This is a genomic window from Larkinella sp. VNQ87, assembly GCF_049445795.1.
In the GTDB taxonomy this organism is placed as follows: Bacteria; Bacteroidota; Bacteroidia; order Cytophagales; family Spirosomataceae; genus Larkinella.
On the sequence record NZ_JBMSDT010000005.1, the window covers coordinates 56,953 to 83,385 of the forward strand.

Consider the following 26,433-nt stretch of genomic DNA (forward strand, 5'->3'; position numbering starts at 1 on the left):
TGTTCTAAAATTAAAACAACCGCCAGCCTGAAACCTGCTCGACAAAGCTCGAAACCACGGGCGGGTAGAGCAAAATAACGACGATTACGCCGAAGATAGCCCCGAACAAGTGTGCATCGTGGTTGATGTTGCTGCCTCCGCGCCGGGATTCGTAGAACGAATAGCCCATGTACAGCGCTCCGAAAATAAAACCGGGGATGGGAATGACGCCCATGATTAAGATTTTCTCGGTCGGAACGAACATGATGGCCGCAAACAACAGGGCCGACACACCACCCGATGCACCCAGGGAATTGTAATTCGAGCGGTTTCGGTACCGGAAGAGCGTGGGCAGGTCGGAGACGACAATCGCGATCAGGTAAAAGAACAGCAGGTAAAGCGGCCCGGAGCTACCAAAAAGCGCCCCAAATACCTGTTCAATCAGTCTGCCGAAGAAAAAGAGCGTAAACATATTGAACAGCAGGTGACCGAAATCGGCATGGACGAAACCGGAAGTTAACAGCCGGTACCATTGCCCCCGCCGGAATACTTTCTGTGGATTCAGCACCAGGTTATCTAAAAGCGACTCGTTGCGCCAGGCATAGATGCTCACGAGTACAGTAATGACGATGATAGCAAGCGTGATGTTCATAAATGGTTGAGTCGTGAGCCGTCGGTGGGAACGGTTTTAAGGTTACATTAACTTTCCCGGCCAATGAGCTGTTGGGTAAACTCCAGCAACAGCGCCTTGCGGGCGGGGTCGGCCGGAATCTGTTCGAAATTCGCCAGCCCCTGCGTAAAGTAAGCGTTGATGCGGTTTTCGGTCAGTTGCCGGATGCCGAGTTGGTCGTAAATGGCCGTTACGGCCTGTACTTTTTCCGTTTTGTCGAAATCCGTTGCCTGGAGCCAGCCGACCAGCCCGGTTTTCAATTCGTCCTGAGCTTGTTCAAGGGCTTCGATTAATAGGAACGTTTTTTTGTTGGCAATAATATCGCCCCCGACCTGTTTGCCGAACTTCGCTGGATCGCCGTACACATCCAGCAGATCGTCTTTCAACTGAAAGCCCAGGCCGATGTTGATGCCGCCTTCCCGCAGAAGCTGACAGGTAGCGTCGTCGGCTCCGGCAACGATACCGCCCAATTCGAGCGCAAAACCGAGTAAAACCGACGTTTTGAGCTTAATCATTTCGATGTACTCGCCATCCGTAACGTTCCAGCGCGTTTCGAAATTCATGTCAAGCTGCTGGCCTTCGCACACCTCGGCGGCCGTCCGGTTAAACCGGGCCAGTACTTTTTTCAAATACGGCGTTTCCACGTCCAGCAACAGCTCGTAAGCATTGACCAGCATCACGTCGCCCGACAGAATGGCCGTATTATGGTTCCATTTTTCGTGGACCGTCGGCTGGCCCCGGCGCAGGGGCGCCTGGTCCATGATGTCGTCGTGCATGAGCGTGAAGTTGTGGAACACTTCGACGGCCAGCGCCGGTTTGACGGCCTTCTGCCAGTCGTCGCTGAACAGATAAGCGCCCATGAGCGTCAGGAGCGGGCGCATCCGTTTGCCGCCCAGGCTCATGATGTAGCTGATCGGGTCGTAGAGTTCGGTGGGTTTCAGGCCGTATTTTGTCTGCTGAATCTCCTGTTGAATGGCTTCCAGTAAAAACAGTGGGCTGATCGTTGAGGTCATGGCCCAAAAATACAGAAAACCGCCGGGATTAGGGAGTTAAGAATTAAGAATGAAGAGTTAAGAGTGATGAGTTGGTGAGTTGAGGGGAAAACGGCTATTCTGGGCCAACCGATTAACCCGGTTTTTGGGTTGAATTGTGTAAGTTTGTTTTTTCCTAAATCACGATTCCTTTCCCTGATGATGAACGCTGCGTTTCGGCCTTTCCGGCTCGTTATCCTCTTATTTTTGCCTGCATTAAGCTGGGCGCAAACGGGCAGCGACGATTTTCGCCCGGCGGCTTCCAATGTGCTCAACGCCGAATTTCCCAAAATCGCGGCCGACTCGCGGGTGCAGCTCCGGCTGAAAGCGCCCGATGCCACCAAAGTACAGGTGCAGGGTGGAGACGGTTTTCGGAAAGAACCGCTCGATCTGGTCAAGGATGCTGATGGCAACTGGAACGGCACGATCCCGTCGGCCGGACCCGGTTTTCATTATTACTGGTTCATTGTCGACGGCGTTCGGGTCAATGATCCGGGCAGCGATGCCTATTTTGGCTACGGCCGACCCACCAGCGGCATCGAAATTCCGGTTCCGACGGAAGATTTTTTCCTGCTGAAAAAAGTCCCGCACGGGCAAGTGCGCGAGCAGTGGTACCATTCGACCGTCACCGACAAATGGCGTCGGGCGTTTGTGTATACCCCGCCGGGTTACGACGCCAATCCCAAAAAACGCTACCCGGTTTTGTATCTGCTGCACGGCGCGGGCGAAAACGAACGTGGCTGGTCGTTGCAGGGCCACGTCAACGCCATTCTCGACAACCTGATTGCGGAGGGAAAAGCCAAACCGATGATTGTGGTGATGGACAACGGCTACGCCACCGCCAAAGGCGACACGCCCGCTGCCACCAACACGCCGAACGACATGATGAAGCGGGCCGCGACGTTGGAGCAGGTGTACATGAAAGACATCCTGCCGACGATGGAAACCGCCTACCGGATTCAGCCGGGGCGCGAAAACCGGGCGATGGCGGGGCTGTCGATGGGCGGGTTGCAGACCATGTTGATCGGAATGAATCACACGGAGTTGTTCTCTCACTACGGTTTTTTCAGCGGAGCGATTTTTGGGAACATGCTGGCCGAGCCGAAAACTGCCTTCAACGGCGTCTTTGCCGATGCCAAAGCGTTTAATAATAAAGTTAAACTGCTGTGGTTCGGGGCCGGAAGCGAGGAGAAGCAATTTGTGACGATGGCGACCGACACCCGTAAAAAGCTGGCCGATCTGGGCATCCAGTCGACCTACTACGAGTCGCCCGGCACCTTCCACGAGTGGCACACCTGGCGTCGGTGTTTCCGTGAGTTTGCGCCCTTGTTGTTTAAGTAAACCCGTTAGCCTAAAGCGCCTGATACGCCCGGACGATTTCATCGGCTAACAAATCGGTGTCTTGCCGACCGTCGAGCCAGCAGATAGCCAGTCCGTCGCGTTCCAGTTTGCGAAAAAACGTCATCTGGCGTTTGGCAAACTGGTGAATGGCGGTTTCCAGCCGGGCGGTCATCGTGATGTAATCCAGTTCGCCAGCGAGGTACTGCGTAATAAATTTATACTCCAATCCGTAAAAAACCAGCTTTTCGGCCGGAATGCCGTTGTCCAGTAATTGCCGGACTTCTTCGATCATACCGGTTTTAAGTCGTTCCCGTAGACGGTGAGAGATGCGTTCGCGCCGAACCTCCACGGGCAGATCGATGCCAAACACCAGGGCGTCGGCGAATGAAACCGGATTGGCGGGTTCTGCGTCGGGGTGTTCGGTGAGGTAGGTCGCAATTTCAATGGCCCGAATCCGGCGTTTGCGGGTGGAGGTGTCGGCCAGAGCAGAGTAGTCGGAGGGGAGTTGCTGAAACCGGGCGAGCAATTCGTCGTCGGTGAGCGCTTCGAGCGTCAGTCGGAGTTCGGGATTCACCGGAATGGCCGGGTAACGGTGGCCTTTCAGGACGGCTTCGAGGTACAAACCGGTTCCTCCGCACAACACCGGCACGTGCCCCCGCTGCTGAATCCCGGGAAGAATTCGGTGAAAATCCTGCTGGTATTGGTACAGGTTGTAATCGCTTCCGGCGTCGACGATGTTGATGAGGTGATACGGAATCTCCTGACCCTCAATCCGGTATTCATCCAGGTCTTTGCCGGTACCGATGTCCATCTTGCGGTAGACCTGCCGGGAGTCGACGCTGATGATTTCGCCGTTGAGCCGCCGGGCCACCTGCACGGCCAGCCGGGTTTTACCGCTGGCGGTCGGTCCCAGAATCACAAGGAGGTGCTGCATAGAAGGCTAAGAACTGCGGTACGGCACAAAGGTGACCACTTTCGGCGACATCCCGTACGGGCCGGGGCGGTTTTCGGGAAAACCGGTCGCAAAATGTTCCTCGTGTCGTACCGCAGGTCCTGCCGGTTTTGCATTTACTCGACCGGCGAATCGATTACCCGCACAATTTTCCAGATACCCCGAATATCCTTCAGCGGAACCGTTACGCTGCCGCCGTTCGGATTGTCGGAGTGCAGCGTCAACCGTTGTTTGGTCAGCAATTCGTTGTCTTTGATGCGTTTCACCACGAAATAGTCGCGGTAAATGACGGCGTAAATACCGCCCGACTGATACTCCCAATTGTTCGGATCGACCAGCACCGCCAGCACCTTGGCGCCGTTGGCGAGTTGGGGCGTCATGCTGTTGCCGGACACTTCGATCACGACCGGATTTTTGTGGTTGCCCACCAAATTGACCGGCACGCGGTACGTTTCCATCTGCGCCATGCTGATGCCTTCCATGTAGGTTTCGACAAAGCTGGCGTAGAAACGCGTCGGTACGAACGGAAGGTCGGTGTAGCGCACTTCCAGTTCGATGATTTTTCCATTCTGCTCCGGCTCATCCAGGACAGGCTTCTGGCCCCGCAGCAGAAAATCGGCCCGTACTTGCGGATATTGCTCCAACAACCGCATGATGGTGTCGTATGATGGTTTAGCGCGTCCGTTCAGGATGTTGTAAAACTTCGAAGAGTTTTCGCCTAAGTCCTTGGCTGCCTGGTAAATACTGATTTCCAGCGCATCAAAAACCTGCCGCAATCGCTCCTGAATCGGCTCCAATCCTTCCTCAAACGATTTTCCCGGTTCGTTTAACATGATACAAAAATTGACTTTTATAATATAACTATTATATATTGTGATCAAATTTACTAAATAAAACAACAAATCCGATGAAAACTGCCAGAATAATATTATACACAACCTGAAAAGAGCTATGAAACGGCTGGGGGAGTACACCAAACCGACGGTGTTGTTTGTGGATATGAACAGTTTTTTTGCCAGTTGCGAGCAGCAGGTGAATTATTACCTGCGCGACCGGCCGATTGCGGTCTGTGTTTATACTGGAAAACAGGGTTGCGTAATTGCGCCTTCGATTGAGGCCAAACGGCTGGGCGTGAAGCTCGGCATGCGGCTCGACGAAGCCGTGCGGATTTGTCCGGAACTGATTCCGGTCGAGATCAATTCGCAACGCTATCGGGATTTTCACGTCGCCATCATCAAGGTCTTGCAGCAATTTACGCCGGATGTGGTGCCCAAAAGCATCGACGAAGCCGTGGTCGACCTGACCCGCTGCCAGTTGATGTACAAGGATGTGCGGGAAGTCGCGCTCCAGATCAAAAACGACATCCGGACGAAGGTCGGCGATTGGCTCCGTTGTTCCATCGGCATCGCGCCCAACGCCTTTCTGGCCAAACTCGCGTCGGATCTGCAAAAACCGGACGGGCTGGTGATGATTACGCCCGAAACCATCGACGATGTCTTGAACGGCCTGACCTTGACGGACTTGCCCGGCATTGGGCAGCGCATGGCGAAACGGCTTGAAGATCACGGTATTCTGACTCCCCTCAACCTGCGCTATGCCTCGCCCGAGCGACTGCGGGCGGTTTGTAAGAGCATCATCGGCTGGCACTGGCACCTGCGGCTGAATTTCGGGGGCGAAGTCGATCTGGAAACCAGCGCCTACAAAAGTATGCAGGCCATGCGGACGATCTCGACCAACCAGCGGCAGTCGGCTGAGCGGCTGGACGAGTTGCTGCAATCGCTCTGCCTGACGCTCGAGCGCCGGATGGTGCGGCAGGAGGTGTACTGCCAGGTTATTTCGTTCCATTGCCGGTACCACGATGGCCGGCATTATTCGGACGAAATCAAGCTGCCGGAGCCGAAGCAGGACGGGATGGAAATTTATCAGTTGATCCGGGAGCGCTTCGAGCGGTTTGAGCGGGTCAACCGGTGCGAGCCGATCCTGAACCGGGGCATCCGGAGCATGAGCGTCAGCGTCTTCCGGTTGATGCCCGACCAACTCGTGCCGTTCAGTTTGTTCGAAGACAACACCCGCAAAAACCGGCTCCGCAAAACGCTCTACGAAGTGAAAGCCCGGTTTGGCAGCGATAAACTGATGCGGGCCACCGAACTACGCGAAAACCCGGTTTTCCGGGATGTGATCGGGTTTGGCTCCATCAAAGACCTGCACGACGACCAGAATCCGTTCTGAACAATAACTACCACAAGCTTAGTGATTTTTTTGGCAAAAATCTGTTACCGCCAACTACTTTCGGAGTCAAAACAAGGAGTGCGAACTTCGTACAAAAACATACGGTTTATTTGATACCTTTCGTTACTTTCTTAGCACAGCGAAACCAGTCGGCGGTTTTGCATAAAATGATCCGATTATGAATAAAGTATTCACCCTCCTGGTAGCGACGCTGCTGATGGGCGTTACGCTGGTTTCGTTCCGGCCGAAGCCCGAACCCAAAGAAGAAGGCAAAATCAAGTGGATGACGATTGAGGAGGCCTTCGCACTGAACCAGAAAAAACCGAAGAAAATTTTTATCGATGTCTATACCGACTGGTGCGGCTGGTGCAAGGTGATGGACCGCGAAACGTTCACGAATCCGTCGGTGGTTGACTACATCAGCAAGAACTATTACGCCGTGAAGCTGAACGCGGAGCAGAAAGAGGACATTGTGCTCGGGAAAGACAAGTTTGTGTACGTGGCTCAGGGCGGTCGGGGCTATCACCAACTGGCTGCGGCCCTGCTGCGGAATCAGCTCAGCTACCCGACGGTGGTGTTTCTGAACGAAAAATTCCAGGCCATTCAGCCCATTCCGGGGTACATCAAAGCGCCAGAATTCCACCAGATCATCACCTTCATCGGTGGCGACCACTACAGCAAAGAACCGTTCGACGAGTTTAAATCCAAAACCTACCCGCAGAAGTATTCAGCCAAATTGTAGGTTTTCGAAAACCGTCTGAAACCGTCCGGATGGCCTTTTGTGGGCGTCCGGATGGTTTTGCTTTTGAAAAGAATAAAATGATGAATGATAGATGTTGAATGTAAAAGTTATGGCGCTGCCGGATTAAGAAACACTTTTACATTTAACATTCGTCATTTATAATTTTACATTTAATTTCTTCCTCCGGCTGTTTCCGGTAACAAATGCAGAGCGATTTGGGTTAGAGAAAAAGGCGGCAGAAATTGAGCCGCAGGTTGTCCAACTACCTTTCACCAATCGTTACTACAAGGCTGTTATGAAACTGTTTGCTGGCTGTGAACTCCTTTACGATGTTCCGGCTCCGGCACCCACTGTGCTTATGTTACGCCCCCGTTCCGGCGCGGGGCAATGGGTTCTTTCCGAAGAATACCTGATTGAACCTAACGTGCCGGTTATCGAATACACCGATCCGTACGGCAACCTTTGCCAGCGGCTGGTTGCGCCCGAAGGGCCATTTAAAATCCACGTTAGCATCGTGGTTGAAACCGCTGACGTGATCGACGTAGCGCTTGGTGCGCCGTTTGTGCCGGTGCAAAATCTGCCCGACGATACCCTTCAATTTTTGCTGCCCAGCCGGTATTGCCAATCCGATCGCCTGGGGCCGCTGGCCGCCGACATTACCGCCGGAGCCATACCGGGCTACGACCAGGTAGAGGCCATTCGAAGCTGGATTCAAACCCATGTCACGTACCAGTACGGCACCAGCGATGCCAGCACCTCGGCTGTCGATACGGCGGAAAAGCGGGTGGGCGTTTGCCGGGATTTTGCGCACCTCGGAATTTCGCTCTGCCGCAGCCTGAATATTCCGGCCCGGATGGTGGTTGGATACCTGTATCAACTCGATCCAATGGATTTACACGCCTGGTTTGAAGCCTTCATCGATGGGCGTTGGTACACCTTCGATGCGACGCAGCAGCAACCGCGCGGCAACCGAATCGTGGTGGCTTACGGGCGCGATGCCGCCGATGTGGCCCTGGCGACACAGTACGGTGCCATGCAGTTTAAAGGCATGAAGGTGTGGGTAGAAGAAAAAAAGTGAGAAGGTGCCAACGCCGGATTTTAAATTATTTGGTGAAGAAATTTGACTATATGGTTACATTTTATAACTTCCTGCCAATCACTTAACTTATCTTAACCGATGTTGCGAGAATTTAAGATCTTTATTGCCCAAGGCAACGTATTGGACTTAGCTGTGGGTGTTATCATTGGAGCAGCATTTGGTAAAATCACAACCTCGCTGGTGGAGGATATCATAAACCCAATCCTGGGGCTGATCACCGGTGGCGTCGATTTTAGCCAGTTAAAAATTGTCCTGAAAGAAGCCGTCGGCGATACGCCGGAGGTTGCCATCCGGTACGGCAATTTCTTCAACATTGTCCTTCAATTTTTAATTATTGCCTGGGTCGTGTTCTTGATTGTGAAGGCTGCCAACCGGCTGCGGTTGTCGTCGTCGATGGAAAAGAAAGAATAACCATTCCACTGTACCCACCCATTGGCCCTGCCCAACCGGCGGGGTTTATTTTTGTTCGCAAAAAGATGATTGACCGGGGGTAGACTACGGCGAAACCTCTATTTTTGTCCCTGGTTTGCACACAAAAAAGTATGGAAGGTAATCGGCCGTTGATGGTGATTCTGGGCGGGGGCGAAAGTGGCGTTGGGGCTGCGCTGCTGGCCCAGGCAAAAGGCTATACGGTTTTTCTGTCGGATAAGAGCCTGTTGCAGGACAAATACCGGGAGATTTTGCAGCAGGTGGACATCCCGTTTGAGGAAGGGCACCATACGGAAGAACGCATTCTGGTGGCTACGGAAGTGGTCAAAAGCCCCGGTATTCCCGAAAAAGCGCCGATCATCCGACAACTTCGCCAACAAAACATCCCGATCATCTCCGAAATCGAACTCGCAGCCCGGTATACCGATGCAACGCTGATCGGCATCACGGGCAGCAACGGCAAAACCACTACAACCCTGCTCGTCTATCATCTGTTGAAAACCGCCGGACTCAAGGTGGGACTGGCGGGCAACATCGGCGACAGCTTCGCCCGGCAGGTGCTTGAAAACGACTTTGATTGTTACGTCCTGGAATTGAGCAGCTTTCAGCTGGACGATATGTACCAGACCCGGCTGAATGTGGCGATTTTGCTCAACATCACGCCCGACCATCTGGACCGCTACGAGTATGTTTTTCAGAATTACGTAAACTCGAAGTTCCGGATTCTGCAAAACATGACACCCGCCGACACGTTCATCTACTACCGGGAAAATCCGGCGATTGCGGAGGAACTGCCGCGTCGGCAGCCGGTCGCCCGGTTGTTGCCGATCTCGCTGGACGATACGCCCAAACCGGGTGCTTATCTGAAAAAGGATGCGCTCGTACTGTACAATGGTACGCAAACGGTCGAACTGGCGACGGCGGACTTGCCGCTGAAAGGGAAACACAACGCTATCAATATGCTCGCGGCTTCGCTGGCGGCTCAGGCCGTGGGTGTACCGCCGGAAGTGCTGCGGACTGGTTTGCAGACCTTCCGAAATGCGGAGCACCGGCTCGAACCGGCGGGTGAGATCCGGGGGGTTCACTTTATCAACGATTCAAAAGCCACCAATGTCGATTCAGTCTATTATGCGCTCGAAAGCATGAAAACGCCGGTCGTCTGGATTGCGGGCGGGCTCGACAAAGGCAACGAGTACGATCAACTCCTGCCGCTGGTGCGGGAAAAAGTAAAAGCCTTAATTTGTCTGGGGAAAGACAACCAGAAACTGGTCGGTTTTTTCGCGGACACGGTTCCGGCGGTTTTCGAAACGCAGGATGTAAACGAAGCGGTGGCGAAAGGGCTGGCGTGGGCTAATCCGGGCGATACGGTTTTGCTCTCCCCCGCCTGCGCCAGCTTCGACCTCTTCCGGAACTACGAAGACCGGGGCAACCAATTCAAAGAAGCCGTTAAACGAATGATGAGTTAAGAATTAAGAATTAAGAGTTGGCTGACGCATTCTTTTTTCAGCTTGCGTCAGCCAACTCTTAATTCTTAATTCTTAATTCTTAACTCCTCAAAGGCATGACTATTTCAGCAACAGACTGGTTAAAGAACAACATCAAGGGCGACTACCACATCTGGGGTGTGGTGTTGTTTTTGTCGATCATCAGCGTGGCCGTCGTCTACAGCGCGACGGGAACGATGGCCTACCAGAAGCTGCAATCGACGGAGCATTACCTGTTTAAACACGGGGCGCTGGTGGTGCTCGGGCTGGCCTGCATGTGGGTGGCCCACCGGTTTAATTACGTGTACTACGCCCGATTGTCGCGGTTTGGGATGTGGTTGTCGGTGCCGTTGCTGCTGTGGGCGTATTTCAAAGGAACCAACCTCAACGAAGCCTCGCGCTGGATCACGATTCCGCTGATCAACCAGACCTTTCAGCCGTCCGATTTGGCCAAACTGGCGCTGATCTCGAACCTGGCGGCCATGCTGGCCAAACGGCAACACATCAAAAAGGAGCAGTACGATCCGAGTATTCTGACCAACATGATCATCTGGATCGGTTTGATTTGCGCCTGTATCGTGCTGAGCAATGCTTCGACGGCGGCCTTGCTGGCGGCCACCTGCTTTCTGCTCATGTTTATCGGACGGGTGCCGGGTAAGTACCTGGTTATCATGGTACTCGTTTGCCTGATCATGGGCAGTTTCGCCTTGCTCCTCGGGCAGCGTGGCAAAACATCCATCAGTCGCGTAACTAATTATTGGGAGACATTCAACGGAAAACGCCCGCCCGAGTTTCAGGTCGAGCAATCGTACATCGCCCTGGCCCACGGCGGTATTTATGGCCAGGGACCGGGCAATAGCCACCAGCGGAACTTCCTGCCCCATTCTTACTCTGACTTTATTTTTGCCATGATCGTGGAAGAATACGGACTCATTGGCGGTATTGCCATCGTTCTGGCCTACCTCTACCTACTCTGGCGGGGCATGCGGGCCATTCGAAAGGCCAACCGGGCCTACGGGGGGCTGCTCTCGGCGGGCCTGACATTCAGCATTGTTATTCAGGCCATGATCAACATGGCGGTTTCGGTGGGACTGGTGCCCGTCACGGGTCAGCCGCTGCCGTTGTTGAGCATGGGTGGAACGTCGCTGCTCTTCACCGGTACGGCCATCGGCATTATCATCAGCGTGAGCCGGGGCGAGACGGATGAAAGCAAGTTGATGAAAACAACGTAATCAGAGTCTTTAACGGATGTTGCGAAAAAAGCCGCAGTCAGTAGTATGCCAAAACGTGTAATCATCAGTGGCGGGGGAACCGGCGGCCATATTTATCCGGCGATTGCCATTGCCAATGAATTAAAAACCATGGATCCGACCACCGAACTGCTCTTTGTGGGCGCGGAAGGAAAGATGGAAATGGAAAAAGTGCCCCGGGCGGGTTACCGTATTATCGGCTTGCCGGTCGTTGGGATCAAACGCCAACTGACGCTGGAAAACCTGGCTTTTCCGTTCAAGCTGGGCCGGAGCTTTCTGCGGGCGCAGGAAGTGGTGCGGGAATTCAGGCCGGATGTGGCCGTGGGCGTGGGCGGTTATGCCAGCGGTCCGGTTTTGCTGGCGGCTTCGCTGAAAGGCATTCCGACGCTCATTCAGGAACAGAACTCGTACGCCGGGCTGACCAACAAACTCCTCTCGCGCCGGGCGAGCACCATTTGTGTGGCGTATCCGGGTATGGAAGCTTTTTTCCCGGCCAAAAAAATAAAAATGACCGGCAATCCGGTCCGGACGGACATCATGCAGGCCGTTGGCAAACGGGCTGAAGGACTGGCTTTCTTTGGCCTGGAGCCAAACCGCAAAACCCTGCTCATTATTGGCGGAAGCCAGGGTGCCCGGACGATCAACGAAAGCATTGAAAAAGACCTGAGCATCCTGGTTCGTGCCGGGTACCAAGTTGTCTGGCAAACCGGGCCGTTGTTTATCAAGCGCGCCCGCAAGGCGATTACCGATGCCGGAGCGACCCGGATCAAGGCCTTCGATTTCATTTATGAAATGGATATGGCTTATGCAGCCGCCGATGTGGTGGTGTCCCGGGCGGGGGCTTTGTCGGTGTCGGAACTCTGTTTGGTTGAAAAACCGGCCATCCTGGTGCCCTTCCCGGCGGCCTCGGAGGATCACCAGACCAAAAACGCGATGAGCCTAGTCAATCGGAAAGCGGCCTGGCTGGTCAACGACCGGTCGGCCCTGATCGACCTGGTTCCGACAGCGCTGAAGCTCCTCGCCGATCAGGAACAACAGCACGTCCTGAGCCGACAGATTCGCGAACTGGCCCGGCCGAAAGCAGCCCGCGAAATCGCGGAAGAAGTATTAAAATTGATAAAATAAAAAGGCGTTTAATGGCTGGACGGATTGAATGGTTAAAAATGGTTGGATGGTTAAAGGGCTAAAAACCGTCCAACCATTTTAACCATCCAGCCATTTTTAACCATCCAATCCATCTTTAGCCATCATAAAGCATTAAGAATGAATAACATTCGTTACGTTTATTTTCTCGGTATTGGTGGCATCGGCATGAGTGCGCTGGCGCGGTGGTTTCTGGTGAATGGGTACGAGGTGGCGGGTTACGACCGAACGCGCACAGCCCTGACCGATGCGCTGCAACAGGAGGGCATGGCGATTCACTTTGAAGAAGACGTCGAACAGATTCCGGCGCATTTTCGGGAAAACCGGGAAGAAACGCTGGTGATTTACACCCCCGCCGTCCCGAAAACGCATCCCGAATACATCTACCTGACCGAACACGGTTTTACACTCCAGAAGCGGTCGCAGGTGTTGGGCCTGCTGGCGGGTCGGATGACGACGGTTGCGGTGGCCGGGACGCACGGAAAAACCACGACCTCCTCGATGGTTGCCCACATCCTGCGGGCATCGGGCGTTAACTGTGCGGCATTTCTGGGCGGAATCACCCAGAACTACGGCACCAATTTTCTGCTCAACGAACCGACCGACGATCTGTCGAAGGTGATTTGTGTAGTCGAAGCCGATGAGTTTGACCGCTCGTTTCTGACGCTGTTTCCGGAGGTTGCGATTGTGACCTCGACCGATGCCGATCACCTCGATATTTACGGCAATCACGACTCGGTGCTGGATTCGTTCCGGGCTTTTGTCGGACAGATCAAACCCGGCGGAACCTTATTTATGCGGACTGGGCTCGCGCTGGCCGATTCGACGCCTGCCACCGTTTACGAATATGCGTTAGACGAAGGGGCTTATCACAGCCGGAACTTGCGGATTGAAAATGCCCGGTTTGTGTTTGATATCGTTTATCCTGAGGGGGTTATCGAAAATGTCGCCCTGCAGGTTCCCGGTTTTCATAATGTGGAGAACGCGGTAGCGGCCGCAGCGGCTGCCTTGCGGGTGGGCGTAGCTCCGGAGGCCGTTCGTCAGGCCATCGGGACATACAAAGGGGTGAAACGCCGGTTTGAATACATTCTCCAATCGAAAAACACTATCTTTATCGACGATTACGCGCACCATCCGGCGGAAGTGCGGGCGTTTCTGTCGTCGCTGAAAGCCTTGTATCCGGAGCGGAAAGTAACGGCTATTTTTCAGCCGCACCTGTTCAGCCGGACGCGCGATTTTGCCGCAGAATTCGCCGAAAGCCTTTCCCTGGCCGACCGCGTCATCCTGCTGGATATTTATCCGGCTCGCGAATTACCGATTGAGGGCGTCAGTGCCGGGCTGATCTTTGATGAAATTGAATCTGAAGAAAAAATTCAGTGTACGAAAGCGGAAGTTGCCGGTATTTTGCAAAATGATCCGCCCGAATTGGTCGCGACAATCGGTGCTGGTGATATTGATCAACTGATTCCCGTCATCCGGGATCTTTTTCAGACCAATGAATAAAAATTAAATTTTTTAAAGTCGATAAAGACGGATGTTTTCTATTTTTCCCTTAAATAGAACCTTTATTCTGACCATAGCCGGTTTGGCGGTTTTGGTGGGGCTGATTGCCTTTACCGAACACCGGCAAAACCACCGGCAGTGTGAAGGGATCGACATCCGGATGGATGAAGTGGACGGTCATCGGTTTCTGAACCGGAACGACGTGCTGCGGACGCTGACGAATGACGGAGCCGATCCTTTACTCGGTGATTCATACGCCGATCTGAATCTGAAACGCCTGGAGGAGCGGCTGAAACGAAACGGTCTGATCAAAAGCTGCCAGGTTTTTCGGGATTTGAAAGGTGTTCTGATTGCCGATATTCAACAGCAGCGGCCGCTGGCCCGACTGGTTCCGGACGGAACCGAAACAAAGTCGGCCTATGCCGGGTATTACTTGACGGACGATGGTCGCTGGTTTCCGCTCTCGATGAATTACACGGCGCGGGTGGTGCTGGTTTCGGGTCCGTACTTCAGCGAACGAAAATCGCTGACGACTGAAACGAATCAGCCGTTGCTGAAACTGCTCAGACAGATTGAAGCCGATCCGTTCTGGAAAGCGCAGGTAGCTCAGGTAATCGTTGACCGAAACCGCGAAGTGACGCTGATTCCGCAGGTGGGCGACTGCCTGATCGAAATCGGCCAGCCCGTTGAACTGGAAGCGAAATTTGAGAAGATAAAGTTGTTTTACAAACACATCCTGCCCCTGAAAGGGTGGGACCGATACCGGAGGGTTAGTGTGCAGTACCGTAACCAGATTGTGTGCGAATGATACCAAAGCAGGAAGAAATTATAGTAGGACTGGACATTGGCAGCACCAAAGTCTGTGCCGTGGCTGGTCGCCTTATCCGCAGTAATGATCACCCCCGACTTGATGTCCTGGGCGTAGGAAAAGCCGTCTCCCGGGGCGTTACCAAAGGGTCCGTTGTCAACATCGGTCAAACCGTCGAAGCCATCAACCGCGCGGTGGAAGAAGCCGCCGGACAGGCCAACATTGACATTCACGTGGTCAATGTCAGCTTTTCGGGCCAGAACGTCACGGCCCGCCGGCAACACGGCAGCATCACGCGCACATCGCCGGGCGATGAAGTCGTCGCCGATGACATCGAACACCTGGTTGGCGATATGTATCGCTCAGTGCTGCCCGCCGGATCGGAGATCGTTCACGTCCTGCCGATGGATTTTACGGTTGACAGCGAATCCAATATTGATTATCCCGTAGGGCGAATCGGTGTGAAATTGGAGGCTGATTTTCAGGTAATTACGGCGCAAACGAGTTCGGCTTCGTACACCCGGAAATGCATTCAACGGGCCCGGTCGGTGTCGCCCCAGCGCGAACCGCTGGAAAACGACAAGTTTCTGCTGGCGCCCCTGGCGTCGGCTTTGGCGGTTTTGACCGAAGAGGAAAAACAAGCCGGGGTTGCGCTGGTGGATATTGGCGGAGGTACGACCGAAATCGCTATTTACCACAAAAACGTGCTTCGGCACGTCGCTGTGATTCCGTATGCCGGTAACAGCCTGACCTCCGACTTGGAAGTGGGCTGCCGGATTTTGCCGACGCAGGCCGAATTGTTGAAAACCAAGTTCGGCAGCGCCGATCCGAGCGATTTCCGGCTGAATGAGGTGGTGGCCGTGCCAAATCTGAGTGGTCGTCCGCCGAAAGATATTCTCTTGAAGAACGTGGCGCTGGTGATCGAAGCGCGTCTGAAAGAGATTGCGGCTATGGTTCAGGCCGAAATCATCCGGTCGGGCTACCGGGATAAATTGGTCGGTGGCGTCGTTCTAACGGGAGGTACGGCATCAATCTCAGGAATTGAACGTATTTTTGAGCGCGTAACCGGGATGGATGTCCGGATTGGTTTCCCGGATCAATTGGAGCACAACGTGAAAGCCGATCTGGTGAGCGACCCGGCTTTTGCGACGGCAGTAGGGCTGGTGTGGGCCGGTTTTAAACGGCTGGACGACCGGATTCCGCTGCAACTGACGGCTTTGCATCCGGTGGGTGTGAATGGCAGCAATGGTCACGGGTATGGGCATGGCCAGGGGACACTTACTGCCAAAGAGCCTGAGAAAAAGAAAGAAAAAGGTGGAGGCATTTTAACGTGGTTTCAGAAATTTCTGACCGACGATATCGGTAAAGACCTCGGCCCTGACGATCGGTACAATCAATAAGTACCCCAACAGGAATGGCATAAAGCACTGGCTAGCCAGTGGTAGTAAATTGAGAACGTTAGAACAGCGCACCAAACATTAGCAGGTATGCCAGAAGCATTGGAGTACGGCATGAGATTTGAGTTTCCCGACGAGGAAGACGAGCCAATTATCAAAGTAATCGGTGTTGGTGGGGGCGGAAGCAACGCCGTCAACCACATGTTTCGAATGGGGGTCAAGGATGTTGATTTCATCGTCTGCAATACCGACCGCCAGGCGCTGACCAACAGTCCGGTCAAAACAAAAATTCAGTTAGGTGCGTTGCTGACATCCGGGCTGGGTGCCGGAACGAACCCGGAAGTCGGTCGTCAGGCGGCTCTGGAAAATACCGAAGACATCCGGCAACTGCTGGGCGAACCCACCAAGATGGTGTTCATCACGGCCGGGATGGGGGGCGGTACGGGTACGGGTGCGGCACCGGTCATTGCCCAGATCGCCCGGGAAATGGGCTTGCTGACGATTGCAGTTGTGACGGCTCCGTTCGACTTTGAAGGCATTGAGAAGCTCGATCAGGCCATGCGCGGTATTGACGAGCTAAAAGAATACTGCGATACGGTCCTGGTCATTCTGAACGATAAACTGGCGGAAATTTTCGAAGATTTCCCGATGGATCAAGCGTTTGCCAAAGCGGACGATGTATTGGCCAATGCCGTGAAAAGCATTGCCGAAATCATTACCGTGCAGGGCGAAATCAACGTCGACTTCATGGACGTGAAGCGCGTACTGGAAGGTGCCGGACAAGCCGTGATGGGATCGGCCGATTCGGTGGGCGAAAACCGGGCGTTGACCGCCATTCAGGATGCCCTCAACTCGCCCTTGCTCAACGACCGCGATATCCGGGGTGCGAAACGGATTCTGCTCACGATGGCGTCGGGTCCCGAGGCTCGTACGACCATGAAGGAACTCCAGATCATTACCGGTTACATTAAGGAAAAAATTGGGAAGGATAAACAGGCCCATCTGTTCAAATACGGAACCATTAAAGATGATACACTCGGCAAAAACCTGCGGGTGACGGTTATTGCGGCCGGTTTTGATTTGCCGACCGACCGACCGGATTTCCCGCCCTCGGGCTGGGAAAAACCCATGCCGAAGCCGAAAGAGCCTTTTGCCGATGAGTTGCCGGTTGATGAGGGAGCCAATACGCAACCCAAGGAGGAGGAGGTTTTGCTGGATACATCAACCCCGACCGGAGCGACCCTTGATGAGCCAGTCCTCGCTGAGACGGAAACCCGTGGCCTGTATCAGAATCCCAAACTGGAAGATATTTTGGTGGAGGAAAAGCGGGAAGACGATCTGCTGCAACTTCAGAAGATGGTCGAGAGCTTCGCCCAAAATCGCTATGCCGACCGCGAACGGGAGCTCGAAACCCCGGCGTTCATGCGTCAGAAAGTTAATTTGTATGAATTACCCCTGCTCGACGAGCAAAATATCATTCGAACGAGGCTCAACGATTAAAAGAGCGAAAGAGCGAATAGCTCCGCAGGATTACAAACTGGCGGAGCTACTCGCTCTTTCGCTCTTGCACTCTTTTGATCGTTGCTCAATGGTTAAAAGTCAATCAATTGCTGGGCTTGTTGCTGGAGGAGCATATTGTACAGATCGTTTTGCAAAACTCCTTCTTTCCAGTGATTCCGGATTTGGGCCAGCTTCACCCGCAGGGCCAGCGTATTCGTTCCCAAATAGCTGAAAATGTCATTTAAATGGCTGAGAGCCAGCGCCCCGCCCTGGTGATTCGCCGATAGTCCGACCAGCGCCACTTTTTTGTTCGATAAACCGCTGGGGTAACTCATGCCGTCGATAAAGGCTTTCAGCACGCCGGGATACGAGTTATTGTATTCCGGAACGATAAACACCATCTTCTTCGCCTGTTCTACTACCTCTTTATAGCGGTTGAATTCAGGGTTTTTTCCTGTATTTTCGTACAAAGCCGTGGTGACGAAATCCGGTGGAAGACCGCTCAGGTCCAGAATCTGGCTGGCGGCTCCAAGTTGGTGCAGAATCGTATGGTAATAATCGGCGATGTGCCGCGACATGGAATTTTTCCGGTTGGTTCCGACGATAATAATGATGGGATGCTCGCTTATCGGTTCGGTAGGGTTTGTATTCATGCGGTTATTTCGTTCGGCCGACGAAAGGATCGGTTGCACCCATAACAACCCATTCCCGTTTTAGTTCAAGACTGCCAATGACTTACCAGGACGTTAAAGCCGAATTGCTGGCGCTGGCTGATCCCGAAAAAGCCGGTTTTTTCAAACGATTCTTCAAAACCGGGCCGGGGCAATATGGCGAAGGTGACGAATTTCTGGGCCTGTCCGTTCCGCAACAGCGCGTGATTGCGGCCCAGTACCGGCTGCTTCCCCCCGATGAAACCGAGCAACTCGTCCGCGACCCCTACCACGAATGCCGCCTGACCGGCCTGATCATCTGGACGAACCAGGCCAAACGCCCCGGCGAAGAAAACCGCAAACTGATTTTTGACTATTACCTTCGGAATAAAGCGTTCGTCAACAACTGGGATCTGGTCGATACGAGTTGTCCGGGCATTGTGGGCAATTATCTTCTTAACAAAGACCGGAGCATCCTGTATGAGTTAGTGCGGGAAAACCACCTCTGGTCGCAGCGAATCGCGATGGTATCGACGCTGGCGTTTATTCGGAAAAACCAGTTTCAGGACACTTTTCAACTCGCCGAATTGTTGCTGACTCACCGGCACGACCTGATTCATAAAGCCGTTGGCTGGATGTTGCGGGAGGTGGGCAAGAAAAATCCGGACGCGCTCGAGGAGTTTCTGCACGACCATGCGGGGCAACTGCCGCGCACGGCCCTGCGGTACGCCATCGAACGGTTTGAGCCTGCCCGCCGAAAGTACTACCTGGAACTGTAACGGCCCCTGCGGTTTTCTTACTATCTTTGCCCCCTGCTTTGGCCGCAAAGTAATTGAATACGAACTGTTAACTGGAGACTGACACCCTATGTCGTGGTTTATCCGTAAAGAAAAAGGAATCAATACGCCGACCGAAATGAAGCGCGAAGCGCCGGACGGCTTATGGTACCAATGCCCGAATTGCAAAAAGATCATGCACACGCGCGAGCACAAGCTCAACGCGTATACCTGCGTACACTGCAATTACCACGAAAAAATCGGCTCTGAGGCTTATTTCGCGCTGCTATTCGATGAGGGAGCGTTTACCGAACTCGACGCCAACATGACCTCGGGCGACCCGCTGAAATTTGTCGATACCAAATCGTATCCGGAGCGGGTCAAAGCCACCATTGCGAAAACGCACCTGAAAGACGCGGTTCGGTCGGCTTACGGAAAGATCAACGAGCTGGACGTGACGGTGGCCTGTATGGATTTCAACTTCATCGGTGGTTCGATGGGTTCGGTCGTGGGGGAAAAGATTGCGCGGGCCATCGACCATTCGCTGAAAACCCGAACGCCGTTCCTGATGATTTCGCGCTCGGGCGGGGCCCGGATGATGGAAGCGGGCTATTCGCTGATGCAAATGGCGAAAACCTCGGCCAAACTGGCGCAACTGTCGAACGAGAAAATTCCGTACGTTTCGCTGCTGACTGATCCGACGACCGGGGGCGTGACGGCTTCGTTCGCCATGCTGGGCGACTTTAACATTGCCGAACCGGGCGCCCTGATCGGTTTTGCCGGTCCGCGCGTGATTCGCGAAACCATCGGTAAAAACCTGCCTGAAGGCTTCCAGAGCGCTGAATTCGTACTCGAACACGGTTTTCTGGACTTTATCGTGGATCGCAAAGACCTGAAAGAAAAGCTGACGGCTTTGTTCAAAATGTTGCAGTAAATTCAGCCCATGCGCCTTGTCTCCCACCCGGTTCTCTGCAATTACTACATCACGTATCGTTGCAATGCGACCTGTAGTTTTTGCGACATCTGGGAGCGCCCATCGCCCTACGTGACGCCGGAGAACGTGCGCGACAACTTGCGGGACCTCAAGCGGCTGGGCGTCCGGGTGGTCGATTTTACGGGTGGCGAACCGCTGCTGCACCGCCAGCTTGACGAACTGCTCCGCGAAGCCAAGAACCTCGGCCTGATCACGACCGTAACGACCAACGGCTTGCTATACCCCAAATACGCCGAACGGCTGCGTGGGCTGGTCGACATGCTGCACTTTTCACTGGATTCGCCGATTGCTGAGGAGCACGACAAATCCCGGGGCGTCAAGTGTTTTGACAAGGTGATGGAGTCCATTGCATTGGCCCGTCAACTGGGGGAGCGGCCCGACATTCTGTTTACGGTTTTTGAGCATAACGTCCACCAGATCAAACAGCTACACGAAGAGATCTGTCTGCCGAATGGCCTGGTCCTGATCCTGAACCCGGTTTTTGAGTACAACGAAGTGGAAACCGGCGCCGGTTTTTCAGAGAAATCGTTGCAGGAAATGACCTGGTGGGGCAAGCAGAAGAATGTGTACCTCAACGACGCCTTCATCCAGCTCCGGCGCGACGGTGGCAACCACGTCGCCGACCCGGTTTGCCTGGCCGGAAGCACCACGCTCGTCATTTCGCCCGAAAACAAGCTGGTGTTGCCTTGTTACCACCTCGGCCTGAAAGATTTCTCCATTGACGGCGATCTGTACAACCTCTACCGCTCGGACGAAGTGCAGAAGCTGGTGGCGCTGGAAGGCCGCTTGCCAGGTTGTGAAGGCTGCGCCATCAACTGCTACATGCAGCCGTCGTTTGCCGTCGAAATGAACCGGTACTGGTGGAAAGCGCTGCCGAGCACGCTGAAATACAACCGTCTAAAAGGCACCTGGAAACAGCTTTTCTAACCCCGTCAGTGATTGCAGACCCTGACGGCGGTTTAGTGCTCAAATAGAATCATCGCTTCAGCACTTTCGTAGCTAGGATTCGTCCAAGAGCCGATGTTCGGATCAGGTACAAACCCGGCGCGAGTTGCTCGTTGCCGATGGCCTGCTGATGTTCCAGGGCGGTTTTTCCGGTTTTTATTTCCTCAATCAGCTTTCCCTGCGCATCGATCAACTGGAACGTGGCCGTGGTCGGTTTCTGACTTTTCAACACCACCTGAAAACGACCCTGCGACGGGCTGGGAGCGACCACTACCGACAAGCCAGTATCATCAACGCGCTCGTCGAGGCCGGTCAGTAAGCCGCGTTCCAGAACCGGCTCGTACGGCGGAATGATGCCCGGTGTGCCCGGCTGATCGACCACCCGTGTGACCATGTCGAACAGTGTGGAACTGATCCGCTGGCCGTTGCGCCATTCTTCGGCCACCACCGCAAAGTCGTAGATGCCGGTTTGCGTGGGCGCGTCCCAGGTTAGCTGACCGGTTTTGGCATCAATTTTAAAGGTTCCCCGGCGGGTCACATCATTCGGAAACACGTATTCCCAAACCGGCTGGCTGCGCTGGCACTCGCCGTTCCGAATCCGGACTAGGTAATGCACCACGCTATCGCCTTCCTCGTCTTTCGCTTGAAAATTATAAACGGCTTTCTGATTGACCGGAACCGTCAGGCTGCCCGGCGTCGGACCCTGAAAAACCGGCAGGGCGTTGACTACGGAAGCCGAAAAGGTCGTTTCCAGGTAAAGGGGCGTTTGAAGCGCGTTGGGCAAATTGGTCAGTTGGGACCGATTCGGAACCTGCGCCGAAACTGTGTAGGAGCTAGATCCGGTTCCGCTGTACATATAGTCAACTTCATAGATCGCGAGACTAAGGCCGTTCTCCAGCCGATTTAGGGATTTTCGGGGAACGGATAGTGCCCCGGAGCCATCACCGGGACAAAGCGTGATTTGCTCGTTGGCAGCTCCTCCGGCGTTGTCTATGTAAACATTGACGATAAATTTGAACAGGGGTGAGGCCGAAAGCCGTTTAACTTGAATGTAACCGCCAACGAGATGGGTTCCCCATCCCGGAAGTGCGCTCAATACTAGCAGGAATGTAATGATCTTTTTCATAGCATGGAGAAGGATAGGGCTAACTAAACTAATAGGTGTTCATGTGTATTGTTGAAACGGAAAAGGCAATTTTGTAGTATTACCGTCTGTGTCCTTTCGCTCGGATTTTTAACCGAAAAAGCATGCTTTATACGCCCGAACAAACCGCCGGTTTTGCCTCATACACGTTCCGGCATTTGCTGACGAAACAGGAAGACCACGTCCTGACGCTGATGCTGAACCGCCCGGAAAAGAAAAATGCACTCAATACGGTTTTGCTGAACGAACTGGCCTTTGTGCTCGCGTACGCTCACTACGAAAAAGACGTCTGGCTGGTCGTCCTGGGGGCGACGGGCGACGTATTCTGCGCCGGGATGGATTTGAAAAGCCTGACGGCCGGGGAGCAGGCCGAGTCAACCGTGCCGGAACCCTCGGGGCCGGTGCGGCTGGGCGAGTTGCTGGCCGGGTTGCAAAAACCGTGTCTGGCGCGGGTGCAGGGCGCGGTGTACGCAGGCGGTTTTCTGCTGGTGGGTGGCTGTACGCACGTGATTGCCACGGATGCCGCCACGTTCAGTTTGCCGGAAGTAAAGCGCGGGCTGTTTCCGTTTCAGGTGCTGGCGGTTTTGCTTGACCTGATGCCCGCCCGCAAAGCGCTCGACCTGTGTCTTCGCGCCCGGACGCTCTCGGCCGCTGAAGCCCTGGACGTGGGGTTGGTGACGCAGATTGTGGCCGAGGGGCAACTGGAAAGTGCCGTGCAGCAATGGGCCGACGAGCTCAGACAGTATTCGCCCACGGCCATGCAGTTCGGGCTGAGGGCGTATCAGCAACTTAAGAGCCTGCCGCCGGGTCAGCAACAGGCGTTTCTGCATGCTCAATTTCAGCAAATTCAGGAAACTGCCGACGCGAAGGAAGGCATGGCGGCTTTTCTGGAAAAACGACCGCCAACGTGGAAAGGAGAATGAAGAGGAATTTCAAATGTTAAATCAGTACTGTACGAAGGATTTGAAAACCTTTGCTTAAAAGACAAATTGCTTTCAATAAATTTGGTTACGGTTTTTGACACGGCCTCTATTTAGGCAAGAAATGGCGGTTTTTTGTCAAGGTTTCACACACGACACCAAAGAATATTGGGGCAAAACCAATCCTTCGTACAGTACTGATTTAACATTTATCATTCAATTTACGTCCGGGCAGCTTTCGCGTCGGCGAGTGTCGATGATGGTCTGGACTTTCCAGGCACCGTTTAGCTTTACCAGTGTAAAGACGTTGACGCCACAGTGGCTTTTCTGACCGTTGTAGTAGAACACGTAGGGCGTCCAGGCAATCGCCATTTCAGCGTCGATTTTGACCTCATAGGCCGAAAGCCGCTCATCGAGCGCGCCCGGTTTTTGTTTTCCGACCGACGCGACAAAACTGGGAATCGCATCGTTTCGGACGCTGACCAGGCCCTCTTTCGTCTTGGCGACACTCTGCAACGAGGCCCCGGGGGCAAAAACCGCTTTGAAGAGCGTTGTGTCGGACTTCCGCATCCCGTCGAATAGTTGCGTAATCGTGGCCCGAACGGCTTTTTCATCGTCCGACTGGGCGAACACGGGTAACGAAATTAGGCTGAATACGACAAGGAATGTGGTTCTCATCAGTAATCGAATGAGGTGGAAAGGGGGCTCTATCAACGATAAATATACAATTAGGCGCTCAAACAACCTCTGTTTGCCGTTGCAAAGACAACCGCGTTTCCGGCTGATGGAAAGAGGAAGCATGAAAAACCGGAACCTGGTGCCAGGTTCCGGTTTTCTGTACCCACGGGCGGTCCGTAGACACGATTAGAGCGTACTGAAATCGAAGGTTTCCAGGAACGCGGTGGTGAATTGGCCCGATTGGAATTTAGGGTCGTCCATCAACTTGATGTGGAAAGGAATCGTGGTTTTGATGCCTTCGATCACGAATTCCTGCAAGGCCCGCTTCATCCGGGTGATCACTTCCTCACGCGACTGCCCGGACACGATCACCTTGGCAATCATCGAGTCGTAGTTCGGCGGAATGGTGTAGCCGCTGTAGACGTGGCTATCGATCCGGACACCGTGTCCACCGGGGAAATGCAGGTTTGTAATTTTGCCGGGCGATGGGCGAAAACCGTTGGCCGGGTCTTCTGCGTTGATCCGGCATTCCATTGCGTAGAGTTTGGGCGTGTAATTCTTGCCTGAAATCGGTGTTCCGGCGGCCACTTTGATTTGTTCCTTGATCAAGTCAAAATCCGTCACTTCTTCCGTGATGGGGTGTTCAACCTGAATCCGGGTGTTCATCTCCATGAAATAAAATTCGCCGTATTTGTCCACCAGGAACTCAATGGTTCCGGCTCCTTCGTACCCGATGGCCGAAGCGCCCTTGATGGCGGCTTCACCCATGCGTTCGCGCAGCTCAGAACTGATAATCGGCGAAGGCGTTTCTTCGACCAGCTTCTGGTGCCGACGCTGAATCGAACAATCCCGTTCGGACAAGTGACACACTTTTCCGTATTGATCGCCAACGATCTGGATTTCGATGTGACGCGGTTCTTCGACGTATTTTTCCAAATACAAACCGTCGTTACCAAAAGCCGCTCCGGATTCCATTTTGGCATCGAGCCAGGCTTTCTCGAATTCGGACTCGCTTTTGATAATCCGCATCCCACGACCACCGCCCCCGGCCGTAGCTTTGATAATAACCGGGTAACCCATATCGGCAGCCAGCCGTTTGCCTTCTTCAACCGACTCCAGCAGCCCGTCGGACCCCGGAATAACCGGAACTCCGGCAGCTTTCATGGTGGCTTTGGCCGTCGCCTTGTCTCCCATCGCATTGATCTGCTCGGCGGTGGCTCCAATGAACTTGATGCCGTAATCGGCACATATTTGCGAGAATTCGGCGTTTTCCGACAAAAAACCGTAGCCGGGATGAATGGCGTCGGCGCTGGTTACTTCGGCGGCCGAAATGATATTGGGAATATTTAAATACGACTGGCGGCTTGGCGGAGGACCAATGCAAACAGCTTCGTCGGCAAACCGCACATGCAGGCTGTCGCGGTCGGCGGTCGAGTACACCGCCACTGTCTTGATGCCCATCTCGCGACACGTCCGGATGATCCGCAACGCAATTTCGCCCCGATTGGCGATGAGTATTTTCTTAAACATATTTTTTGAATGAGTGAATGAGTGAATGAGCGAATGAGTGAATTGTTTCGCAGAAAATAGGACAGCTAGCGGAGCAATTCACTCATTCACTTATTCACTCATTCACCATTAAACAGGTTCGACAAGGAACAGGGGCTGGTCGTATTCGACCGGGGTGGCATTTTCGACCAGAACTTTGACGATCCGGCCCGAAATTTCCGATTCGATTTCGTTGAACAGCTTCATGGCTTCGATAATGCAGACGGTTTTACCCGGTTTTACTTCGTCGCCAATTTCAACGAATGCATCGGTATCTGGACCCGACGAGCGGTAGAATGTCCCGATCATCGGGGATTTGATCGTCTGGTAGTTCGACGTATCGGCTTTGGGAGCGGGCGTCGGAGCGGCTGCGGGCGTGGCTGGAGCGACTGGTGCCACCGGCTGAACGACCACCTGCGGAGCCGCCTGAGTGGCAACTGCCGGAGCCTGACCATACCGTTTGACGGCCAGTTTCAATTCGTTGGTCTCAATGCTGACTTCATCCAGACCCGACTGGGCGATAAAATCGATGAGTTTCTGAATGTCTTTCGTATCCATGTTTTTCTGAATGATGAATGATTAATTATGAATGATGAATGGGATAACCCAAACAATCATCATTCATAATTAATCATTCATAATTTCTAAAAATCTATTTTACTCGTTCAACGTAATCGTACGTACGGGTATCGACCCGGATTTTATCGCCTTGTTCGATAAACAGCGGCACCATGATGGTCGCGCCGGTTTCGACCTCTACTTTCTTTTTCGGGCTGTTGGCTGTATCGCCCCGGATGCCGGGTTCGGCGTAGGTCACTTCCAGTTCGACGAAAGGCGGTAATTCACAGGTCAGCGGTGTTTCGCTTTCGGCGTTGATCAGGATCTCGACTTCCTGGCCTTCTTTCATCAGATCAGCACCTTCCACAATTTTGTCGGTGAGGTTGATCTGGTCGAAGCTTTCGTTGTCCATGAAGTTATATCCGGCTTCGTCTTTGTAAAGGTACTGAAACTTCCGGCGCTCTACCCGGACCGGATATATCGTTACTCCGGCGTTGAAGGTGTTGTCAAGCACTTTGCCGGATGTCAGGCTTTTGAGCTTCGTCCGAACGAAAGCGCCCCCTTTGCCGGGTTTAACGTGTTGAAATTCGGTAACTTGGAACAGGTCGTTGTTGAAGTTGATGACGAGCCCGTTACGCAGGTCTGCGGTCGTTGCCATGTTTT

The 26,433-nt window shown here is 53.6% G+C and carries 26 protein-coding genes; 16 read left to right on the forward strand and 10 right to left on the reverse strand.

What is annotated here, in order from left to right:
• Positions 1-10: 10 nt before the first annotated feature.
• Together ACO2Q8_RS09755 and ACO2Q8_RS09760 are read right to left on the reverse strand one after the other, a co-directional pair.
• Entirely contained in the window at positions 11-631 is a 621-nt protein-coding gene (locus ACO2Q8_RS09755; RefSeq protein ID WP_423344613.1) for a rhomboid family intramembrane serine protease, read from the reverse strand.
• Between the two features lie 47 nt (positions 632-678).
• Positions 679-1,662, reverse strand: coding sequence for a polyprenyl synthetase family protein (locus tag ACO2Q8_RS09760; protein ID WP_423344614.1), 984 nt, complete (start codon positions 1,660-1,662; stop codon positions 679-681).
• A 177-nt stretch (positions 1,663-1,839) separates the two neighbouring features.
• Here ACO2Q8_RS09760 and ACO2Q8_RS09765 point away from each other — a divergent pair, with 177 nt between their 5' ends.
• Positions 1,840-3,021, forward strand: a complete 1,182-nt coding sequence (locus tag ACO2Q8_RS09765) for an alpha/beta hydrolase-fold protein (protein WP_423344615.1) — start codon at positions 1,840-1,842, stop codon at positions 3,019-3,021.
• 10 nt (positions 3,022-3,031) lie between these two features.
• On the opposite strand, the gene miaA is transcribed toward ACO2Q8_RS09765, so the two are convergent.
• Together miaA and ACO2Q8_RS09775 are read right to left on the reverse strand one after the other, a co-directional pair.
• The gene (miaA, locus tag ACO2Q8_RS09770; RefSeq protein WP_423344616.1) at positions 3,032-3,955 is read right to left on the reverse strand and encodes a tRNA (adenosine(37)-N6)-dimethylallyltransferase MiaA; all 924 of its coding nucleotides are present in this window, start codon (positions 3,953-3,955) and stop codon (positions 3,032-3,034) included.
• Between the two features lie 134 nt (positions 3,956-4,089).
• Entirely contained in the window at positions 4,090-4,806 is a 717-nt protein-coding gene (locus ACO2Q8_RS09775) for a S24 family peptidase (RefSeq protein WP_423344617.1), read from the reverse strand.
• 118 nt (positions 4,807-4,924) lie between these two features.
• Between ACO2Q8_RS09775 and ACO2Q8_RS09780 the strand changes: the two genes are divergently transcribed.
• The 11 genes from ACO2Q8_RS09780 to ftsZ all read left to right on the forward strand — a co-directional run bounded on the left by ACO2Q8_RS09780 (position 4,925) and on the right by ftsZ (position 17,557).
• Positions 4,925-6,202, forward strand: a complete 1,278-nt coding sequence (locus ACO2Q8_RS09780; protein WP_423344618.1) for a DNA polymerase Y family protein — start codon at positions 4,925-4,927, stop codon at positions 6,200-6,202.
• 178 nt (positions 6,203-6,380) lie between these two features.
• A complete protein-coding gene (locus ACO2Q8_RS09785; protein WP_423344619.1) occupies positions 6,381-6,944 on the forward strand; it encodes a thioredoxin family protein in 564 nt (187 codons plus the stop codon).
• A gap of 295 nt (positions 6,945-7,239) precedes the next feature.
• On the forward strand, positions 7,240-8,022 hold the full coding sequence (locus ACO2Q8_RS09790; RefSeq protein WP_423344620.1) for a transglutaminase family protein: 783 nt from the start codon (positions 7,240-7,242) through the stop codon (positions 8,020-8,022).
• 99 nt (positions 8,023-8,121) lie between these two features.
• Positions 8,122-8,454, forward strand: a complete 333-nt coding sequence (gene mscL / locus ACO2Q8_RS09795) for a large-conductance mechanosensitive channel protein MscL (RefSeq protein ID WP_423344621.1) — start codon at positions 8,122-8,124, stop codon at positions 8,452-8,454.
• 131 nt (positions 8,455-8,585) lie between these two features.
• Positions 8,586-9,938: a UDP-N-acetylmuramoyl-L-alanine--D-glutamate ligase gene (gene murD, locus ACO2Q8_RS09800; RefSeq protein WP_423344622.1), complete on the forward strand. Its 1,353-nt coding sequence runs from the start codon at positions 8,586-8,588 to the stop codon at positions 9,936-9,938.
• Positions 9,939-10,033: 95 nt separating this feature from the next.
• Complete coding sequence (locus tag ACO2Q8_RS09805) at positions 10,034-11,188, forward strand: FtsW/RodA/SpoVE family cell cycle protein (RefSeq protein WP_423344623.1); 1,155 nt, start codon at positions 10,034-10,036, stop codon at positions 11,186-11,188.
• Positions 11,189-11,233: 45 nt separating this feature from the next.
• Positions 11,234-12,331, forward strand: a complete 1,098-nt coding sequence (gene murG, locus ACO2Q8_RS09810; RefSeq protein WP_423344624.1) for an undecaprenyldiphospho-muramoylpentapeptide beta-N-acetylglucosaminyltransferase — start codon at positions 11,234-11,236, stop codon at positions 12,329-12,331.
• 138 nt (positions 12,332-12,469) lie between these two features.
• The gene (gene murC / locus ACO2Q8_RS09815; protein ID WP_423344625.1) at positions 12,470-13,852 is read left to right on the forward strand and encodes a UDP-N-acetylmuramate--L-alanine ligase; all 1,383 of its coding nucleotides are present in this window, start codon (positions 12,470-12,472) and stop codon (positions 13,850-13,852) included.
• Positions 13,853-13,883: 31 nt separating this feature from the next.
• Entirely contained in the window at positions 13,884-14,660 is a 777-nt protein-coding gene (locus tag ACO2Q8_RS09820; protein WP_423344626.1) for a cell division protein FtsQ/DivIB, read from the forward strand.
• Complete coding sequence (gene ftsA / locus ACO2Q8_RS09825) at positions 14,657-16,060, forward strand: cell division protein FtsA (protein ID WP_423344627.1); 1,404 nt, start codon at positions 14,657-14,659, stop codon at positions 16,058-16,060. Before ACO2Q8_RS09820 ends, ftsA begins: the two co-directional genes overlap by 4 nt.
• Positions 16,061-16,147: 87 nt before the next feature.
• A complete protein-coding gene (gene ftsZ / locus ACO2Q8_RS09830; RefSeq protein WP_423344628.1) occupies positions 16,148-17,557 on the forward strand; it encodes a cell division protein FtsZ in 1,410 nt (469 codons plus the stop codon).
• A 92-nt stretch (positions 17,558-17,649) separates the two neighbouring features.
• Here ftsZ and ACO2Q8_RS09835 read toward each other — a convergent pair whose 3' ends face one another.
• Positions 17,650-18,210, reverse strand: a complete 561-nt coding sequence (locus ACO2Q8_RS09835; RefSeq protein WP_423344629.1) for an NADPH-dependent FMN reductase — start codon at positions 18,208-18,210, stop codon at positions 17,650-17,652.
• Positions 18,211-18,287: 77 nt separating this feature from the next.
• Between ACO2Q8_RS09835 and ACO2Q8_RS09840 the strand changes: the two genes are divergently transcribed.
• The 3 genes from ACO2Q8_RS09840 (at position 18,288) to ACO2Q8_RS09850 (ending at position 20,904) form a co-directional block, all read left to right on the forward strand.
• Positions 18,288-18,986, forward strand: coding sequence for a DNA alkylation repair protein (locus tag ACO2Q8_RS09840; RefSeq protein ID WP_423344630.1), 699 nt, complete (start codon positions 18,288-18,290; stop codon positions 18,984-18,986).
• A gap of 88 nt (positions 18,987-19,074) precedes the next feature.
• Positions 19,075-19,917: an acetyl-CoA carboxylase, carboxyltransferase subunit beta gene (accD, locus tag ACO2Q8_RS09845; RefSeq protein WP_423344631.1), complete on the forward strand. Its 843-nt coding sequence runs from the start codon at positions 19,075-19,077 to the stop codon at positions 19,915-19,917.
• Positions 19,918-19,926: 9 nt separating this feature from the next.
• Entirely contained in the window at positions 19,927-20,904 is a 978-nt protein-coding gene (locus ACO2Q8_RS09850) for a radical SAM protein (RefSeq protein WP_423344632.1), read from the forward strand.
• Positions 20,905-20,953: 49 nt separating this feature from the next.
• Here ACO2Q8_RS09850 and ACO2Q8_RS09855 read toward each other — a convergent pair whose 3' ends face one another.
• Positions 20,954-22,048 carry a T9SS type A sorting domain-containing protein gene (locus tag ACO2Q8_RS09855; RefSeq protein WP_423344633.1) on the reverse strand — a complete coding sequence of 365 codons (1,095 nt, stop codon included), beginning with the start codon at positions 22,046-22,048 and terminating at the stop codon, positions 20,954-20,956.
• Positions 22,049-22,170: 122 nt separating this feature from the next.
• Between ACO2Q8_RS09855 and ACO2Q8_RS09860 the strand changes: the two genes are divergently transcribed.
• Positions 22,171-22,989, forward strand: a complete 819-nt coding sequence (locus tag ACO2Q8_RS09860) for an enoyl-CoA hydratase/isomerase family protein (RefSeq protein WP_423344634.1) — start codon at positions 22,171-22,173, stop codon at positions 22,987-22,989.
• Between the two features lie 213 nt (positions 22,990-23,202).
• On the opposite strand, the gene ACO2Q8_RS09865 is transcribed toward ACO2Q8_RS09860, so the two are convergent.
• The 4 genes from ACO2Q8_RS09865 to efp all read right to left on the reverse strand — a co-directional run bounded on the left by ACO2Q8_RS09865 (position 23,203) and on the right by efp (position 26,428).
• Positions 23,203-23,664, reverse strand: a complete 462-nt coding sequence (locus ACO2Q8_RS09865; protein ID WP_423344635.1) for a nuclear transport factor 2 family protein — start codon at positions 23,662-23,664, stop codon at positions 23,203-23,205.
• A gap of 186 nt (positions 23,665-23,850) precedes the next feature.
• Positions 23,851-25,194 (reverse strand): acetyl-CoA carboxylase biotin carboxylase subunit, encoded by a 1,344-nt coding sequence (accC, locus tag ACO2Q8_RS09870; RefSeq protein WP_423344636.1) that lies wholly within the window; start codon positions 25,192-25,194, stop codon positions 23,851-23,853.
• Positions 25,195-25,302: 108 nt separating this feature from the next.
• Positions 25,303-25,770, reverse strand: a complete 468-nt coding sequence (accB, locus tag ACO2Q8_RS09875; protein ID WP_423344637.1) for an acetyl-CoA carboxylase biotin carboxyl carrier protein — start codon at positions 25,768-25,770, stop codon at positions 25,303-25,305.
• 94 nt (positions 25,771-25,864) lie between these two features.
• A complete protein-coding gene (efp, locus tag ACO2Q8_RS09880) occupies positions 25,865-26,428 on the reverse strand; it encodes an elongation factor P (protein ID WP_423344638.1) in 564 nt (187 codons plus the stop codon).
• Positions 26,429-26,433: the final 5 nt, after the last annotated feature.